This is a genomic window from Idiomarina sp. (assembly GCF_019431395.1).
GTDB lineage: Bacteria > Pseudomonadota > Gammaproteobacteria > Enterobacterales > Alteromonadaceae > Idiomarina.
Genome location: NZ_CP080268.1, coordinates 1,057,050 through 1,074,531, shown reverse-complemented (window position 1 = coordinate 1,074,531; position 17,482 = coordinate 1,057,050). Strand labels below are relative to the sequence as shown.

Genomic DNA, 17,482 nt, shown 5'->3' with positions numbered 1-17,482 from the left:
CTTACTGCATTAGCAGCAGCGGAAGTGATCAAGCGGGGAATGTTCCATGCCCATACGTTGATGCCATTCGTGAAAGCGTTCCAACATCAGGGGTTGTAATTCGAGCGTGTAGTAGGCGGCCGGATTCGGCACGCCCATCATTTCGGAGAACACCAGTAACATGAACAAATCATCCTCATCGCGCTTAGCTCGTGCAATCGCAGAGCGATAGGGCGCATTGTAAAACTCATTCATCAATTCGCTCGCACGACCAAACCATTGTCGAATCGAATGAATGTTCATGTTACGGCTCCTCATATTTTAAGCCTAACCAGCGGCTTTATTTTCTTTACTGACTTTAGATAGCGTAGCGGTCGCTTCCAGAATAATCCAGATAGCGGCGATAAGTACCACGATATCCAAGAAGAACAAGAAATACTTCTCTTGCTCATAAAAGCCTTGCAACTGAATAACCAGCGCAAAAACTGTCATGATCAGCAAGAAAATTAGCGGTAATAGTGTAACGTACATGGGGCGTCCCAAACGTACCAGCATTACCGTAATAACCATCAATGTCAGGCCTGCCAACAGCTGGTTAGTGGTACCGAACAGCGGCCAAATTTGTAAGCCCCCTGAACCATCTGCACCACCCGCACCAAAGGCAAGTAATAAACAGCTACCAACAGCTAACAAGGTAGCAACCGCGGGCTTCTGAATAAAGGAAATATCGTAAATATTACCCCATTCCTGGAAGATATAGCGTTGCAGGCGCAGGCCTGTGTCCATGGTGGTTCCGGCGAACAATACTGCCATTACCGTTAATAAGGTTTCTGAGATACCAACATCCAAACCAATACCCTGGCTGATAATGTTAGCACCACCTTCAACGAAAGCAGATACGCCGCCCTGGCCGAACGAACTGTAGACCGCTTCCCAGTCCGCCAGAGTAGCAAAACCGGCACAGGCTGCGATGATTGTTGCCAGCGACAATGAACCTTCGCCAATGGCACCGAAGTAACCCACAAAGCGTAAGTCAGTTTCTTTGTCCAGCTGCTTAGAGGTGGTACCTGACGCTACTAAGCCGTGGAAACCGGAAATAGCACCGCACGCAATGGTAACGAACAATAACGGTAGCATTGACGGTGTGCCTTCCGGTGTATTGCTGTTAAAGGCAGGAGCAGTCATATCCGGCCCCAGTAATAACACCGCACCGTAAAGCAAAATCAGACCAATGAACAATTGTAAGCCGTTGATGTAATCACGAGGTTGTAGCAATACCCAAACCGGCAGTAATGAAGCGATAGCCGCGTAACCAAACAGGATTAAGATCCACTGGGCATTGTCAGATAAACCCATTGCCATGTCGGGTAGTTGCAGTGGCATGGTAGGGCCTACCCAAATTAGCACGTAAAGGGCAACAACACCCAGCACCGATACTGCACCCAGGCCCATCCATTTGCGGAAGATTATCTGACCAATAATCAACGCCACAAATATGGCTCCCGAGACCGGAATCACTGCGCTTGGGAAATTAATCAGCAGCCCTGCAATGGCTGTTGCAAATACTGCATTAACCATCAACAGGACCAGGAAAATAACGATCATAAACAACGTTTGCGCGCGTTTACTGACTACGTCACCGGTCAAGCTACCCATGGACTTCGCTTTATTGCGGTTTGATGCCCATATAGCACCGGCATCGTGTACGCCGGCAAAAAAGATTGTACCGAATACCACCCATAAAAAAGCAGGTACCCAACCCCAGATAACGGCAATTGCGGGACCAATGATAGGCGCTGCGCCGGCAACTGAAGTGAAGTGGTGACCCCAAAGAACATATTTATTGGTGGGAACGAAATCTACGCCGTCTTCGAATTCGTGCGCAGGTGTTTTGAAGTTTGGATCAAGCTTGTAGATTTTCTCGGCAATGAATTTTGAGTAAAACACATAACCGAGGAACATCGCGCCCAGACCCAGAAGCATCACAATGATCGCATTCATGGACAGTGCCTCTTAAGTTATACAGACAATTTGTAATAAACAGTAAAAAAACCTTGAACTAGCCCAATTATTGTAACGCATGCTCAATAACACTGGGCATCAGACCAAGGTCTAATAGACTGCTTGTTATTTTTTACCATGCCTTAACAGACTGCCAATTAGCGAGATGGCAAACAGAATAATGAAGATAAAGAAAATAATTTTTGCAATCTCTGCTGCCGCGCCGGCGATACCGCCAAAACCCAACACCGCGGCAATAACTGCAACCACCAGAAAAATAAGTACCCAACGTAACATACTGAATCTCCCTATTTTTTTGTTGTTCCATATAACAATAGTAAACAAATTCAGAAAAGATCAAATGAGTATAAAAAAACCGCTATAGCGCGAACTATAGCGGTTTTGATTGCGCGGTTCAGTATTGCTTAGTGCGCTGCTTCTGCCGCCGCAGCATCTGCGGCTTTTTTGTCTTCAATCGGTTTGGCATAAGCTTCTATCGCAGGGGCCAGATAGACGGCATTACTCAGTAATTTGGCCGTTCCCCAGAAGAAAGCACGGAAGTTAACATTGTCTGCAAAGCCAATAACGTGCCCGCCACCTAAACGGTGTGCAACGATGTTTGATTTGCCTTTCAGCACATCGCGGTTACGTTCGTCGGCATAGCCGCTTAATAAGGGTTGTTCCTGATCGTAGCTGGCAACACTAATAAACGGGCTTTCCGGCACCTCCATAGCATTTAATTCGTCTTTAAATACCGGCATATTTTCGCGCGGGAAGCCAAACAATAACGGGTGAGAGGTATCAACTTGCATGTTGAATATTGCACCCGCTACGCGACGCTTCGCATAAAAGCCGTCACGCTCAGCATAGCTTAAGCCGCTGCTGTCGAAGGCTTTCTCGAATACTTCGTCCGCCACCCATTGCGCGCGTAACAACTCATTTTTAGCGAGCCATTCCGCACCGCCTTGTTGGCCAATAATCACGCCGCCATTGTTAACCCATTGCGACAGCTTTTGTTGCTCTTGCTCACCGAGCGTGTAATAGCTCCCGTCAACCAGCACAATATGGCTGTATTTAGTCAGGTCAACACGCGACAAACGATCAGTATCGACCATAGACAATGGCACACCTACATGACGGTCAAAGTAATACCAAGCCTCACCGGCCTCGTACAGGTTTACACCGTCACCGGTCAACATCATCACCGATGGCTCTTCGACCGGATTAATGTTACGGCTACCCAGGTCAATGCCCTCGGGAGTTAAACCGCTTTCGATAGATACGACCGCGATGTCACGCTCCGCAGCTGCCTGATCCAATACCTTTTGTACATCAGCCCAGTCATGCTGTTGATAAGCGCGCGTTACCACGATTGAGCCGGCGCTGAGCTTTTTCACGCCGTCAGGTGTTTCCACCGTCAGCGGTTTGTAACTCTGGCGGGCATGGATGTCATTTTCTAACAGTTCCTGCAGTAAGCCCGGGGCAAGATAGTCATTCCAGTCAAACGCGTATGCATAGGCATCGGCGGCTAACGGATAACTTGCTCGTTGAGGTTCATCCCAGGCGTTGTCAGCCAGACTGATACGACCGCGGTATTGCGAAAAGTCCAGGTTAAAGGCCATCGGTAGCGTCCAGCCGGAAACATCATAGAAGGTATTGTCCGGGAACGATTTACGGGTACTAAACATACCCTGGATTAAGCCAAACTGCGGCTGCTCGGCAGGTACAAAGTAACTGCGGCCAGCTTCATAACGCTTGCCATCAGTCTCAATGTTTTTTTCTACCCGGTACGCCTCGACACCATGCTGTTTAAGAATATCAACTAAGCCCTGCAGGCGATTGGCATCGCTGCCGTCACCAATCAGGTAGCCATCAAAGTTGGCGTCATCACCCATCTCCATCCAACGGTCGTAGGTATTTTCCTGAAACTCGATAAAGCGGGCTTTGTTTTTGTGCGCGCCATAAATGGTGCTTAACGACGTAATAAACTGATTACGGATGGTAAATGGAAACTCCACTTCGCCGTTAATAGAGTCCTGCAAATGACCGCGGCTTGAGGCTTGTTCAAACAGGATACCCACCGCGCCTTGCACGTCCGGATAAGTCGAACCTTTGCCGTAATAGAAGTCATCGAAGGATTCTTCGGTGTAATATAAATTACCAAACTCATCCAGTGAGTCCGCGTGCTCAGCAGCCAGGATCTCGGTTAAGCGAACATTTTCATCCGGCGTAATCGGATTTTTACGTGATGGAATGCCGGGCTGAAAGAAAAAGGTGCTATTAGTGCCCATTTCGTGAAAGTCGGTTAACACGTTTGGCTTCCATTTTTGGAAGTTAGCAACACGCGCACGTGACTCAGGGTGTTGCAGTAGCAACCAGTCACGGTTCATATCAAACCAATAATGATTGACCCGGCCGCGAACAAAGGGTTGCACATGCTCGCGATGGTCCGGATCAGCTACCAGGTTTTGGCCGCGATGCTGGTTCGCCCACTGAGCAAAACGTGCTAAGCCATCAGGGTTAAAAGCGGGATCCAATAAAATAACCGAATCGTTGAGTACCTGTTCAATCGCATCGCCCTGAGCGGCAGCAAGATAATACGCGAAAACTAAAGCGGCGTTGCTGCCACTGGACTCGTCGCCATGGATACTGTAACCCATATACATGACCAGTGGCGTGTTATCTGGATCCGCATCACGGTTGGGATCGGCGGCGGCTAAATGACGTTGTCGCACATCGTCAATGTTTTGTTGGTTATCGGGTGAGGTTACGGTTAATAATACCAATGGGCGTTGTTCATGCGTACGTCCCGTTACTTCAAACGTAATCCGGTCAGACTCTTCTGCCAGCACTTCCATATAACGCACGATTAAATCGTGACGTGCATGCCATTCACCCACCTCATGACCCAGAATTTCAGCGGGTTTGGTAATCGATGGGTCGTAGCTAACATCGGACGGCAGATAATAGGATAGATCTTTGCTTGCAGCCATTGAGGGTAGTGCAATACTGACTACCGCAACTGCGCTTAGACCACGGATAAGCTGACGTAGCATAAGTGAATTCCCCTTGTTGTAGTTTGCGCAATACCATAGCAAAAACCCAGCCGACGGTAAGTACTTTTCGGTATTCTGCGGCTGGTTTGCGATGGGGGGCGCATACTAATCGTTGTTTTATGGCTTGATTTGACGCTGAATCGGTTGTTGCAGGGATATCAGTGTTTCAGTCGACTGAACTTCTTCTATCGACTGAATTCGATTAATTAACACATGCTGCAAGTCATTGATCGACGGTGTCATGATTTTGATAAACACATTGTAGGGTCCGGTGGTGTAGTAGGCCTCAATAACTTCTTCTAATGCTTCGAGTTTCGCAATCGCTTTAGGGTAGTCGCCGGCGTGACGCAGGGTGATACCAATAAAACAACAGACATCGTAACCCAGCTGCTTAGCATTAACCTTAAGCTCAGTACCGGCGATAATTCCGGCTTTGCGCATTTTTTCGACCCGCACATGGATCGTTGCCGGACTGACGCGCAATGTTTTTGCGATTTCGCTATAGGCTGTGCGTGCATCATTCATCAGCGTATTAAGGATTGAACGGTCTAAACTGTCGATTTGATAATTTTCACTGGTATTCTTCATGATTTTTTAACGATTTGCTGGTTTTAGTGGATTTAATTTTATTTTATTAATTATGTAAAGGCTTTTCTTTTAAATAGTGTTTAATAATTAACGTGATTGTGCGAAAAATGTTTAAACAATTGAGCATAAGTAATGAATCACGGTTAATGACGAGGCAAGCCATGACAAAAACGACATACATCAAACACCAGCTACAGATCCAACAGGTCAAAACAACTTTTAGTCAGCAACTCTGTCAACAATTACAGTTAGTTCCAGTGCAGGCACCGATTCTGAGTGAAACAGGTACGGGGATCCAGGACGATTTGGCTGGACACGAACAGGCGGTATCAGTCTCGGTAAAAGCAATTCCGGATAAGCGTTTTGAAGTGGTGCACTCATTGGCAAAATGGAAGCGTCACACGCTCGCACGCTATGGCTTCGAACCCGGTGAAGGTATTCTGACAGACATGCGCGCGCTACGCCCGGATGAAGATAGTCTAAGTGCCAAGCACTCCGTTTATGTTGACCAATGGGATTGGGAAAAAGTCATTGACGAAACTGAGCGTAGCGTCGCGTTTTTAAAGCAAACCGTTCGACAGATATACGCCGCATTGCTGGCTACCGAGGCAAGCTTGGCTGGGCAGGGGGAGCGCAAGCATCTAGCGGATCAAGTTTATTTTATTGACAGCGAGGCACTGGCGCAGCAATTTCCCGAACTTTCGCCCAAGCAGCGTGAGCGTGAAATAACTCGTCAGCAGGGTAGCGTGTTTATTATGGGTATTGGTGGTCAACTCAAAGAAGGTCAGCCGCATGATGTCCGGGCGCCGGACTACGATGACTGGAGCACATTGTCAGAAGAAGGATTTACCGGCTTAAATGGTGACTTACTGGTTTGGCACGATGGCTTACAGGATGCACTAGAGTTGTCGTCCATGGGCATCCGCGTCGATAGCACCGCACTATTGCAACAACTCGAATTAAGCCGCCAACAGCATCGTGCTGAACTACCCTGGCATCAGGCATTGCTGACCGGGCAATTGCCGCTGACCATCGGCGGAGGCATCGGGCAATCACGCGTAGTGATGCAACTATTGCAACTTGATCATATTGCCCAGGCCCAGTGTGGCGTGTGGCCGGAAGAAGTAAAACACGCGTTGTAGTGCAACTAAGCCGTGCGTACAATAATGCGATGCGAGAATACTATAGAAACGGTGCCAACCACCGCGCGGGTGCCGATGTTAGCTTTGCCGATATCGTCCAGTTGTTTGGTTTTTACTCAGTCCGTATTGGTCGTTGGGTAACCAAAGCAGAACAACAGCGGGCGGCTAATTTATTTTTTGATGCGCTGTGCGACCTACAACAGTTACTGCAAGTGCCGGCTGAGGTGCTGTCGTTACGCGGTACTTTAGCGTTGCACTATGGTATCGGCGGTCGTCCGGGTGCGAGTGCACATTATCAGCCGACAGGTCGAGTCTTAGCATTGGCCAAAAATGCTGGTGGCGGCAGTTTAGCGCATGAGTGGTTTCATGCGTTTGATCATTATGTATGCACAAAAATGTTTGCGGATGAACCACCGGCCATGCGATTTGCGTCACGGCATTGGCTAACCAGTGACGCACTTATTGAACATCCCCTCAACCATTGTCTGGCATTGGCATTCAAGCGCTTGTTTTTGTCAGCCGATGGTAAGCAGCCGGGAACATTTATGCGCCACTGTATGAATTACGATAAACGCTTGAACACTCAATATTTTGCTATGCCGGAGGAAGTGGCAGCACGCTGCTTTGAGGCTATTTTACAGCGCCAGTCATTAAAGAATCACTTTCTTGTGGCAGGCACCATACAAACCGATACGGCACAGGCGGGACTGTACCCGCCGATAGACTTGCAGAACAGTGTTGCTGAGTGTTGGTTTGATTACTTTAACCGGTTAGGTAAAGCGCTAAACCAATAACCAGCCATGCCACACTGACTGCACTCAGTGTCAGCATCACCTTATCGCTGAGTGTTTTACCGCTACCATGATTGTGGTGATGATCGTGGTCATGCCCGGTTTTGTGGTCGACAAAGAGTTTGACTAAAAGCGCAGCGAAACTGAGAAATATGAGGTTCAGCACAAAGCCATAATTTAGTTCAAAGTGCGCTCTGTCAGTCGGAGCATTCCAGTTTTCTGCAGTTGGCAATGCGTCAAAGCTCAATAAACCGTAATGCATGACTAAAGAGGCTGCGACTAATGAAACGAATAACATCAAGGCGATATACAGCGACATCTTCCAACCGTAATAACGCGCATTAATTCGCAATACAGGCAACACGACTAAATCAGAAAAAATAAATGCCATCACGCCGGCAAACGCAACACCTTCACCAAACAGAACAGCTGCTAGGGGAATGTTGCCCATCGATCCGATAAAGGTGAAAAAAGCGGCTATAGGGCCAACAACCGCCTGTTGTAATACCGCCCAAAAACCGAGTTCCTGCTCTGAGCCAACGCCAACAAACAACCACTCAAAAAATGCGCTGGGAACAAACGCAGAGATAATACCTGCAACGGTAAAGCCAATCAGGACGTCCTTCCACACCATTTGCCATTCCATCACAAACTTCATCGAAACTTGATGCCACGTATGCAGCTTTAGCGACCATCGATTTGCGCATACGTTGTTTGGTAATTAATACCTGAATCAAACTGCTGATAAGGTAACCCAGAATAAAGGCCCACAATGCCATCCAGAAAAAGCCGACACTGGTATAGGCAGCCTCGCCCCAGGTTGCCAGAAACTGTTTCATGTTTGCTCCTTGAAACCGCGATAAAATAACCTCACCTTATTACATACAACTCAAATGGAATTTTAGATTACTTTTGCTCATGCGGTATTCATTACTAGACCTTGCCCCTATTACTGAAGCGGGCTCAGCGGGCGAGGCCTTGCGCAATTCTGCTGATCTGGCACAACACGCTGAAAAATGGGGCTACCACAGATTTTGGATGGCCGAACATCACAATATGACCGGTATTGCTTCGGCCGCGACAGCCGTTGCGCTGGGCTATGTTGCTGGTAAAACGGATAAGATCCGGGTTGGATCGGCCGGTATCATGTTGCCTAATCACGCCCCCTTTGTGGTGGCTGAACAATTTGGCACTTTAGATGCGCTATATCCGGGACGGGTTGACCTGGGCTTGGGCAGAGCACCCGGTACTGACGGGGCCACGTTAAGAGCACTGCGTCGAAAGCCGAACGACGCCGAGCAGTTTCCGAATGACGTGCAGGAGTTGCTGGGTTATCTTGCTGAGGCAGATGAAGCTGATGCCATCAAAGCGGTGCCGGGGTTTAAACAAAACATACCGGTTTGGCTACTGGGCTCCAGTACCTTTGGTGCTCAGTTAGCGGCGCACTTGGGGTTACCTTATGCCTTTGCATCGCATTTTGCACCAGACTATCTGCACCATGCGCTGCGCGCTTACCGTGATAACTTCAAGCCATCACGCTATCTGGATAAACCCTACGTAGCAGCCGCAATGAATGTGTTTGCGGCGGATAAAGAAGCGGACGCTCGGCACATGATGACCTCGATGCAACAGCAATTTGTGTCACTAAGACGCGGCATGCCGGGACCGCTTAAAGCACCGGTCGATGATATAAACCAGGTGGCATCACCACACGAACTCGCCGCTGCTAACCATGCCTTAAGCTATTCGGCGGTGGGCAACAAAGAACAGGTACAGCACACGCTCAATCACTTTATTGACGAAACCGGCATTGACGAAATTATCCTGACCTGCCACGCGTTCGACCATCAGCAACGCTTGCGTAGTTTAGAAATCGCCGCCGAAAGCTTGAGCCAGAATTAAATGGGAAGCTGAAAACCGGAAGGCGTGGCGACGTCAGTGTAAAAGCTTTTGACGAAGCGGGAGGGGTCTCGCAGCGGAACCGCCACGAGCACATCCATGTGGGCTTGTTTCCGGCCATCCATGGCCTCCAACATTCCGCTGCGAGACTCCTCCCACTCCGCCACACTTTTACACTGAGGCCGTCTTTCTACTGTTACTCGGCGACCTGTAAGTTGGCTTTAACGACTTCTAACAGGTTCTCGTAGGGTACCAGACCGGGGATGATATCCTTACCAACGACAGTGCCGGGCGTGCCGCGCAGGCCGATATCGCTGAACATTTTATAATTATTACGGATACTGGCTTCGACTGTATCACTCGGCGCTAATAGCGACTCAGTGTTCGTTTTGCTGGCAATTTGGCGCAGGGACTTGGCGCTATGCATGCCATTTTTGGCCATTAACAGGTCGTGCACTTGTTTAAACTTAGCGGGCTGTTCCTGCCAGACGCGCTGGGCGTAAAAGGCCGAGTTGGTGTCGATACCCTCTAATTGCTGTTGGCGCAAGGGAACAATCACGTTAACCACTTTGAGTTCGGGATAGTTTTCCAGTAACTGCTCCAGCACCGGTTCGAGACGTTTGCAGTAGGGACAATTGTAGTCGGTAAATACGACGATTTGTTGATCGCTTGCTGCGTCAAGGTTGCCAAACGCAGGATGATCGTCGCTGTCATAAATTGCCGACATGTTTGTGTTCATAGACGCGCGTTGTTGCTGATACTGCTTGATGCTTTGGTAAACAGATTCAATAATTTCAGGGTTTTGTTGCAGCATCGCCTCGATTTCATCGATTTTATCTTGTTGTGCGTAGGCTCCGGTGCTCAAGGCAAAGAAAATACTTGCTGTAAGGGTTTTGGTTAATAGTTTCATGGGTTTCCTCGTATTATTTGGCTTGTTCGATAGCGTCTAAAACGGCGCTGTCGGTAAGAATTACAGGTAGTGCAATGCCCTCAGGGGCAGCGGGTCCGTAGACGATGTTAAAAGGCACGCCGTAGCGGTTATGCTGGCGTAAGTAATCAGTAATGTTATCGCTGGGTGTGGTCCAGTCGGCTTGCAGCAGCGTCATATCCGCTTCGGTTAAGCGCGTAGCTACGGGGTTTTGTTCAATAACCGCACGCTTGTTGGCTTTGCAGGTAAGACACCAGTCGGCTGTCACGTCGACGAAAACGACTTGGTTGTCATCAACTGCGGCGGCTATTTTTTCTTGTTCAAAGGTTTGCCAGCCTGGGTCCGGTGTCGCGGTAGCGGGTGCCAGGTGGTGGATAATCAATAAACTCAGCAACCAGAGTGTTGTTAAGCCCATCATGATGCCAAAAACCGGCTTAATCCAATTTAACCAGCGTCCGGGTTTGGGTAAAAACCGTACTAACGAAGGTTTCGCGGCCACCAATAGCCATGGCAGCGCCATGCCAACGCCCAGTGCAACAAACAAGGTCAGTTGCACGGCAATGTCGGCACCCATGGCAAATGCAACGGCGGTTCCTAAAAAAGGCGCTGTGCAGGGAGTTGCCAGTAGCGTGGCTATAACGCCCTGAAAAAAGTCGCCGCGGTGACTGTCGCTGGTTTTTTGCGTGGCCAACTTTTGGCTCATTCCCTGCGGCATGCGGATTTCGAATAGTCCCAACAGGTTGGCACTAAATACTGCGGTAATTACGACCAGTGCGCCCAAAAACCAGGGGTTTTGGAACTGCATACCCCAGCCAACTGCCTGACCGCTCAGCTTCATTACCGCGACGACAATGCCCAGGGCAAAAAAGGTACTGATAATGCCTGCCGCAGAGGCTAAAAACTTAGTCCGGGCTTGGGTTTTCTGTTGACTTTGGATTAGGCTACGAAGTTTTATACCCAGCACCGGCAGCACACAAGGCATAACATTCAGTATTAAGCCGCCGAGCAGGGCGAACAGCAAAATAACAGGTAGCGAATGCACCGTAGTAGGGAGGTTGTTAACTGCGCCTGCTGTGATATCAAGCGGTGATTGAAAAGCTCCGGTTTCATCGACAATGACGGCAGCAATAGACTGATCTTGTTCTAAACCTGACAGTTCAGGTGTTTCCAGCCAATGGTCAACTTTAACAATAGCCTCGCCGCCTTCTGTACGTGTATTGGCAAAAGTTAGCTCGTTAAGGTCAGCATCGTCCGAATAAAAATAAATCTGCTCGATGCCCTGCGCTGAGCTTAGGGATAGCAACTGACGGTCGTTATCCCAGACAGCCTCGATGGGTGTGTTGCGTTGCACAGGGACCCTGGAACGGGCAATTTGAAAACGCTCGGCTCGTTGGCTATAAACCGTCCACTGTGAGGTGTCACCGCTTAAGTTGATTTTATAGTCGGTTAATACACAGACCGTAGTACAGGTCGATAACGTTAGCGTGGTTTGCCAGTCAAAAGCTCCCTGTTCGTTAAGCTCTACTAACAGCGGGAACACTACATTGTCTTGATAGCCAATGGTATTAAGGCCTTGCAGCGAATAGGTTTGTGGTAACGGCCATAACCATTCGACTGCAGCGATATTTTCCAGCTGTTGGTGATTAAAGGATGGTGCTACGCCACCTTCGCCGGGCGCTCGCCAATAGGTTTTCCAGTCGTTATCGAGCTGAACCTCGAGTGTGGCCAGCGCTTTACCGTCCTTTATTTGACCGGTAAACGCTAAACGTACTTTAACATCAGGATGTTCTTGCTGTTGTAGCCAGCCGCTGGAGGGCGGCTCAGCAGCAACTGCAAAGGCACTGCTTAATAGCAGCATCATCATCATCGCCGTTACAGCGAGTATTCTTAGTTTCATGTTTACTTCCTCACAAAATTAAAACGATAAGTTTTTAAGTGAGGTGAATTTATTCCAGATAACTACAGTAGAGGGTATGGTAGGGCGGATGCGGACGCGGCGGCTGCTGCTCGCGATAGCGTTGACTATGGTGCAAATAAAACAGTGCCGCAATAATAAGCAATGCAGCTGCATAAAGTACCACGTCGGCAAAGTCGGTATTAACCGACGATGAGGCTAATAGCTGCTCGGAGGCCGCGCAGTCATGCTCTGCGTTGGCTGTTGATTCACCATAGCTCGCTGAGTCAGCGACTACGGTTGCTTTAGCAGGACAGTAATGGGTTACCGAAAATTGCTGTCCCCAACACAGCACAAACACAGCGATCAGGGCAAACGCTGTAAAGAGCAGGTGCTGTAATTTTTGTGGTGTCGGGAGTGTTTTCATCGGCGCTAAACTTATCACAAAAATCAGCATGTGGTAAGCTTGCGGCGTTTTATTTAAGAGGTAAGTCTTATGCGTATTTTGATTCGCTATTTTTTTAGATTGGTTCGCCTGATCTTAACGCCTTTTATGTTAATTGGCGAAAAGCTCAGTACGCCAAAAGGTGTTGAACGCTCGTCTGAACAACAGGCAAAAGTCGAGGAAGAATGTCAGCAGCTAGCACTATATCAATTTAAAACCTGCCCATTTTGTATCAAAGTACGCAAACACATGGCAGGTCTCTCGTTACCCATAGAGACCCGCGATGCACAAAACGATAACGCGTATCGGCAGGAGCTAGCGCAGGAAGGAGGCCGGGTCAAAGTGCCTTGCCTTAAAATTACGCAAGACGATGGCAGCGTCGAATGGATGTATGAATCCAGTGACATTAACGCCTATCTCACCCGACGTTTCGGCTAACAATTAAATGTGTTCGAGTTGTCTCTTTTGCTGCGCTTTGATGTGATGGTAGATTTTATCTGCGACCAACGTCAGCGCGGCAGATACCGCAATAATAGTCAGCACTGTGTACAAACGTGGATTTTGCCCGAAAAAGGTGTTGGACTGGCGAAATACTTCATGCAACCAATCGGCGGCAATCCAAATCACTGCAACCGGTGACACGGCTAATAACGCCAACGCCAAATACATCATTCCGGTGGTTAGAAAAAAGCCCAGCGAACTACCATTAAGTTTGGTTTGATGATTGTCCATAACCACACCCCCTTACAGAGTATTAACAACGTCAATTACCTGTTAATAAGTGTAGTTAAGAATTTTGGATTACTGCGTTATTAAATTGTAAAGACTGTGTTAAAAAAGCCAATCTCTTTGAATTTATTCAGATTAAAGTTTGCCCTTAAAACATTTGTTAAATGCCGTTACAGCCACCGCGAAACCTGTTGCTTATACTGTTCGTAGGGTCCGCCATACAAGGCGTTTAGTGCGTTCTCTTCGTGTTTCGCCTGGCTAATGATAGCGGTGGCACCGGCAATAAAACAAATTAAAGTGAACAGGCTGGGTAAGCTAAAAAAGAAGCCCAGCTGGCCCAGCATAATACCGATAAACATAGGGTTACGAGAGTACTTATAAGGGCCTTCAGTCAGCAATTGTGTTGCGCCATCAGCAACGCCCGAACGCCACTCACTGCCCATGTATGAATGCACATAGCTGACAATGCTTAGCGAAGCCAGCATTAAAACGATACCCGTTAATACCACAGGTAATTGGTACAGGCTGTCAAAACGACCCAGGTAACTGTCGGTTGGTAGCAGTAAACGAGACACACAGAGCACTAAAATGGCGGTTCGAAAAAAGTTAAACGTTTGTCGAACAATCCAGGGTTTGGTTCCGGTTCTGCCTGCATTAATATGAGACTGCCCGGTACGCTGCAAGCGGCCGAGTGCAACGCTAGTGTAGTGAACGCCAATCACCAAAAAATAAATCGCCAGAAAGTAGCGGGATAGTAAATCCACATCCACAGTGAACACTCCTTGGTGTTAATGATTCTAAAAATTAGATCGGTTCATTGTACGGTGATTGTCAAAAATTAAAAGGGGTACCCCTAATGTCCACAACAGTGCTAGGGACATTGTGATAAAATGCCTGAAGTTTTAATGGTCAACAAGAGACGGATGATCGATGAAAGTTAACAGCGCAGAGCAAGCACTGGAAATATTACAGGACAATGATGTCATTTGGTGCCAGTCAATGGCGGCAACCCCTTACAAATTACTTGAGGGATTAAAAAATGTAGCTGTTTCGCGCCAGAACTTAACCTTATTACAGTTACATACTGAATACAGCGAATCCTTGAGTGATCCCGCTCTGAAGGGCCATTTACGACAACGTGCGTTTTTTGTTGGGGCGTCTACCCGCAAAGCGGTCAACGACGGCTTAGCAGATTATGTGCCGATTTTTCTGTCCGAAATACCGAAATTATTTCGCTCAGGGGAGCAACCGTTAAACGCCGCGATTATTCAGGTTTCACCACCAGACAAGCATGGTAACTGTAGCCTGGGAATTTCGGTCGAAGCCACGCGGGCAGCGCTGCAGGCCGCTGAAAAAGTAATTGCCTGGGTTAACCCAAAAATGCCACGGACACATGGTGATGCGTTAGTTCCGTTAAGCCGTTTTGATCGTTACTTTGTCGAAGAAGCTGAGTTACCTTTGCACCAGCAGCCGCCGCAAAATGAAACCACTAAAAAAATTGGCGAACAGGTGGCGAGCCTTATAGACGATGGTGATTGTCTGCAAATGGGGATAGGGGCGATACCCGATGCCACATTAGGCTGTCTGGGTAACCATAAGGACTTGGGTATTCACACCGAGATGTTCTCGGATGGGGTATTACCGCTGGTAGAAAGTGGTGTTATTAATAACTCGCGTAAGCGCAAGCATCGCGGCCGAATCGTGACAACCTTTGCCATGGGATCGCAGCGTCTGTACGATTTTGTCGACGATAACCAGGAGGTGTTCTTTTTGGATGTTGAGTACACCAACGATACCTCGGTGATTCGGCAAAATAAGCAGGTTATGTCGATTAACAGCGCCCTGCAGGTTGATTTAAGTGGTCAGGTTTGTGCTGATTCAATCGGTACCAAGATCTATTCCGGTGTGGGCGGGCAGATGGACTTTGTTCGCGGGGCAAGCCTTTCTGAGGGCGGCCGTTCAGTTATCGCTTTGCCATCGACAGCCTGTGGCGGAACGGTTTCCCGTATCAGTTCGTTATTGGCACCCGGCGCCGGTGTAGTAACGACACGCGCCCATGTGCATTATATTGTCACCGAACATGGCATCGCGAATTTACGTGCCAGAAGCATGACTGAGCGCGCCCGCGCATTAATCGACATCGCTGCGCCACAGTTTCGTGAACAGCTTGCGCGCGAAGCATACAACGATTGGGGGCTTACGGTTTAGGCCGTTGCTCACCCAGCCACTGGTCCAGCGCTTGCTGAAAGCGAGCGTTGGCTTGCAGCCGCTCAACAGCACTATTAAGGTGTTCAGCAGCGCGTTTGCCCCAGTCGTTATTACTGCAGCCAATGGCGCCTTCGATAACCTTCCCCTGATATTCCGCTATCGGTAAAAACACCAACTGTTCGTCGGTCTCATTGACTTGGTCGGCTTCATAAAATCGTTTAATCATCTCGTAATCAACGGTGTAATCGACACGGTGATTCAACATCATGGTCATTAAATTAACGTGGGCGTTATCACCGGTTACGATACGGTAATGTGACTTGCCAATAAGATGTTTCTCGACCAACGGCTGCAGTTCGCCATAGCGACGCTCTATAGGCTGTGCAAACCGAAAACGATTATCCTGCACTAGAGCCTCGAAGGAGACCGGGTTACCGTAGCGATCAGTAATTTTTTTAGCGGCGTTGGCATGCGCAACAATACCATGCGGCGGATAGCTGTGTGTGGTATCGGTGTAGTAAAACTCGGCGTTGTAGCTGGAACGTTTGATTAGACAGGGGAAGCACAAGTTGCGTTCGCGTTTCATTAACAGGGTGATACGGCGCGCGGGTAATTGACGAATTTGTTGCTGTAGCTTCGGCAATTCTTGTTTCATAACATCGACTAGCACGTCGCAGATACCTTCTCCCTGATAGTCACCTTGTGAAATATGAAACGGCGGTGAAGTGTTAACTCCCCAAATAATATCTGCCGGGTCATCTTCTGCCTGAACTTGCTGCATGGCCTGACCAATTGCAATAGCAGACCAAAAAGCAATTAGCATGAGTATCTTACAGCTTTTCATTTTCACCTCCCGTGAACGCGTCACAGTGATTGCGCTATTTGGGCCGATCCGCGCCCAACCAAAAATCGAGACTGCGGTTAAATTCTTTATTCTGTTTAATTTTCGGCAAAACAGAATTAATGGCGTCGATAGCTTGTTTACCCCAGGGGGTTCTGGCGCAACCGATGGCACCGATGATAGGTTTTTGCTGGTATTCGGTAATCGGAATAAAGGTTAACTGGCTTTCGGCTGTGTTCACGGCGCCGAGTTGTCGATAGAGTTTTATCATCATCGGGTAATCGACTGTGTAATCAACTCGATCTGTCGCGATCATAGACAATAGGTTGTAGGTCGCATTGTTACCAAATACGTCCTGATATTTGTCAGTATCAATCAGGTGCTCTTCTAAAATGGGCTGAATATCACCGTATTTACGCCCACTGGGTTGAGCAAAACGTAGTTCGGTTTGGCTGGCAATATCGGCAAAACTAATTTGATCACCGAACTGTTGGCGTAATTGTTCGGCTACTGATTTACGCGTGATAATTCCATGTGGGGGATAAAGATTAACGGTGTCACTAAAATAGTAATCAGGATTATACGAGCTGCGCTTTATTAAACAGGGAAAGCAAAGGTTCTGTTCTCGCTTCATTAAGCGACGAATACGTATCTGCGGTAACCGGCTAACTTCGATTGTGTGGTCGGGTAGTTGCTGTGATACGGTTTCGACTAGTGCATCACAGAAGCCGGCCGGTATCTGCTGCTTTTGCTGCATCGACTCGGGAATATGAAAAGGCGGCGCGGCGTTTATACCAAAACGAATATCGGGATCCTGAGCAATGGCTGTATCCAAGGGTAATACAGCCCCCAAAAGGATTAATAATACAGTGACAAGCCGTGCTACTATCAATTGAATCCACCGTTACGTCGAGTTGTACGCATTAACTTTGCTACAACAATACACTATACGTTTTTTATAAGATAAATTTAACACGATAT

At 48.2% G+C, this 17,482-nt stretch carries 19 protein-coding genes; 5 read left to right on the top strand and 14 right to left on the bottom strand.

The genetic code is table 11. The annotated features are described in order from the left end of the window. Positions 1-9: 9 nt before the first annotated feature. The 5 genes from KZ771_RS05340 to asnC form a co-directional block, all read right to left on the bottom strand. Positions 10-282, bottom strand: coding sequence for a cory-CC-star protein (locus tag KZ771_RS05340; RefSeq protein ID WP_290569624.1), 273 nt, complete (start codon positions 280-282; stop codon positions 10-12). A 24-nt stretch (positions 283-306) separates the two neighbouring features. Then, positions 307-1,980: a carbon starvation protein A gene (locus KZ771_RS05335; protein ID WP_290654595.1), complete on the bottom strand. Its 1,674-nt coding sequence runs from the start codon at positions 1,978-1,980 to the stop codon at positions 307-309. Positions 1,981-2,106: 126 nt separating this feature from the next. Beyond that, complete coding sequence (locus KZ771_RS05330) at positions 2,107-2,277, bottom strand: DUF1328 family protein (RefSeq protein WP_290654594.1); 171 nt, start codon at positions 2,275-2,277, stop codon at positions 2,107-2,109. A 128-nt stretch (positions 2,278-2,405) separates the two neighbouring features. Then, complete coding sequence (locus KZ771_RS05325; protein ID WP_290654593.1) at positions 2,406-5,036, bottom strand: M14 family zinc carboxypeptidase; 2,631 nt, start codon at positions 5,034-5,036, stop codon at positions 2,406-2,408. A 117-nt stretch (positions 5,037-5,153) separates the two neighbouring features. Then, complete coding sequence (asnC, locus tag KZ771_RS05320; protein WP_290654592.1) at positions 5,154-5,624, bottom strand: transcriptional regulator AsnC; 471 nt, start codon at positions 5,622-5,624, stop codon at positions 5,154-5,156. Between the two features lie 161 nt (positions 5,625-5,785). Between asnC and asnA the strand changes: the two genes are divergently transcribed. Together asnA and KZ771_RS05310 are read left to right on the top strand one after the other, a co-directional pair. Then, complete coding sequence (asnA, locus tag KZ771_RS05315; protein WP_290654591.1) at positions 5,786-6,766, top strand: aspartate--ammonia ligase; 981 nt, start codon at positions 5,786-5,788, stop codon at positions 6,764-6,766. After that, entirely contained in the window at positions 6,766-7,560 is a 795-nt protein-coding gene (locus KZ771_RS05310) for a CLCA_X family protein (RefSeq protein WP_365996587.1), read from the top strand. The genes asnA and KZ771_RS05310 overlap by 1 nt, the downstream gene beginning before the upstream one ends. Here the strand turns inward: KZ771_RS05310 and KZ771_RS05305 are convergent. Both KZ771_RS05305 and KZ771_RS05300 read right to left on the bottom strand, forming a co-directional pair. Beyond that, complete coding sequence (locus tag KZ771_RS05305) at positions 7,529-8,191, bottom strand: permease (RefSeq protein ID WP_290654590.1); 663 nt, start codon at positions 8,189-8,191, stop codon at positions 7,529-7,531. The genes KZ771_RS05310 and KZ771_RS05305 overlap by 32 nt on opposite strands. Then, positions 8,115-8,396: a hypothetical protein gene (locus tag KZ771_RS05300; protein ID WP_290654589.1), complete on the bottom strand. Its 282-nt coding sequence runs from the start codon at positions 8,394-8,396 to the stop codon at positions 8,115-8,117. Before KZ771_RS05300 ends, KZ771_RS05305 begins: the two co-directional genes overlap by 77 nt. A 79-nt stretch (positions 8,397-8,475) precedes the next feature. Here KZ771_RS05300 and KZ771_RS05295 point away from each other — a divergent pair, with 79 nt between their 5' ends. Next, on the top strand, positions 8,476-9,459 hold the full coding sequence (locus KZ771_RS05295; RefSeq protein ID WP_290571232.1) for an LLM class flavin-dependent oxidoreductase: 984 nt from the start codon (positions 8,476-8,478) through the stop codon (positions 9,457-9,459). 193 nt (positions 9,460-9,652) lie between these two features. Here the strand turns inward: KZ771_RS05295 and KZ771_RS05290 are convergent, their stop codons facing one another. From KZ771_RS05290 to KZ771_RS05280, 3 genes are read right to left on the bottom strand one after another with little or no spacing between them, the layout of a single operon-like run. Further along, positions 9,653-10,366 carry a DsbA family protein gene (locus tag KZ771_RS05290; protein WP_290571234.1) on the bottom strand — a complete coding sequence of 238 codons (714 nt, stop codon included), beginning with the start codon at positions 10,364-10,366 and terminating at the stop codon, positions 9,653-9,655. A 13-nt stretch (positions 10,367-10,379) separates the two neighbouring features. Further along, positions 10,380-12,281, bottom strand: coding sequence for a protein-disulfide reductase DsbD domain-containing protein (locus KZ771_RS05285; RefSeq protein ID WP_290654588.1), 1,902 nt, complete (start codon positions 12,279-12,281; stop codon positions 10,380-10,382). A 49-nt stretch (positions 12,282-12,330) separates the two neighbouring features. After that, complete coding sequence (locus KZ771_RS05280; protein ID WP_290571241.1) at positions 12,331-12,705, bottom strand: hypothetical protein; 375 nt, start codon at positions 12,703-12,705, stop codon at positions 12,331-12,333. A gap of 69 nt (positions 12,706-12,774) precedes the next feature. Between KZ771_RS05280 and KZ771_RS05275 the strand changes: the two genes are divergently transcribed. Beyond that, positions 12,775-13,161: a glutaredoxin domain-containing protein gene (locus KZ771_RS05275; RefSeq protein ID WP_133538277.1), complete on the top strand. Its 387-nt coding sequence runs from the start codon at positions 12,775-12,777 to the stop codon at positions 13,159-13,161. Between the two features lie 3 nt (positions 13,162-13,164). Here KZ771_RS05275 and KZ771_RS05270 read toward each other — a convergent pair whose 3' ends face one another. After that, on the bottom strand, positions 13,165-13,455 hold the full coding sequence (locus KZ771_RS05270; RefSeq protein WP_290654587.1) for a hypothetical protein: 291 nt from the start codon (positions 13,453-13,455) through the stop codon (positions 13,165-13,167). 167 nt (positions 13,456-13,622) lie between these two features. After that, positions 13,623-14,222 (bottom strand): isoprenylcysteine carboxylmethyltransferase family protein, encoded by a 600-nt coding sequence (locus tag KZ771_RS05265; protein ID WP_290571245.1) that lies wholly within the window; start codon positions 14,220-14,222, stop codon positions 13,623-13,625. A gap of 160 nt (positions 14,223-14,382) precedes the next feature. Between KZ771_RS05265 and KZ771_RS05260 the strand changes: the two genes are divergently transcribed. Further along, a complete protein-coding gene (locus KZ771_RS05260; protein ID WP_290571247.1) occupies positions 14,383-15,660 on the top strand; it encodes an acetyl-CoA hydrolase/transferase C-terminal domain-containing protein in 1,278 nt (425 codons plus the stop codon). Here KZ771_RS05260 and KZ771_RS05255 read toward each other — a convergent pair. Continuing rightward, entirely contained in the window at positions 15,650-16,504 is an 855-nt protein-coding gene (locus KZ771_RS05255; RefSeq protein WP_290654586.1) for a hypothetical protein, read from the bottom strand. The two genes, KZ771_RS05260 and KZ771_RS05255, sit on opposite strands and share 11 nt — an antisense overlap. A 34-nt stretch (positions 16,505-16,538) precedes the next feature. Continuing rightward, the gene (locus KZ771_RS05250) at positions 16,539-17,336 is read right to left on the bottom strand and encodes a hypothetical protein (protein WP_290571251.1); all 798 of its coding nucleotides are present in this window, start codon (positions 17,334-17,336) and stop codon (positions 16,539-16,541) included. Positions 17,337-17,482 lie beyond the last annotated feature (146 nt).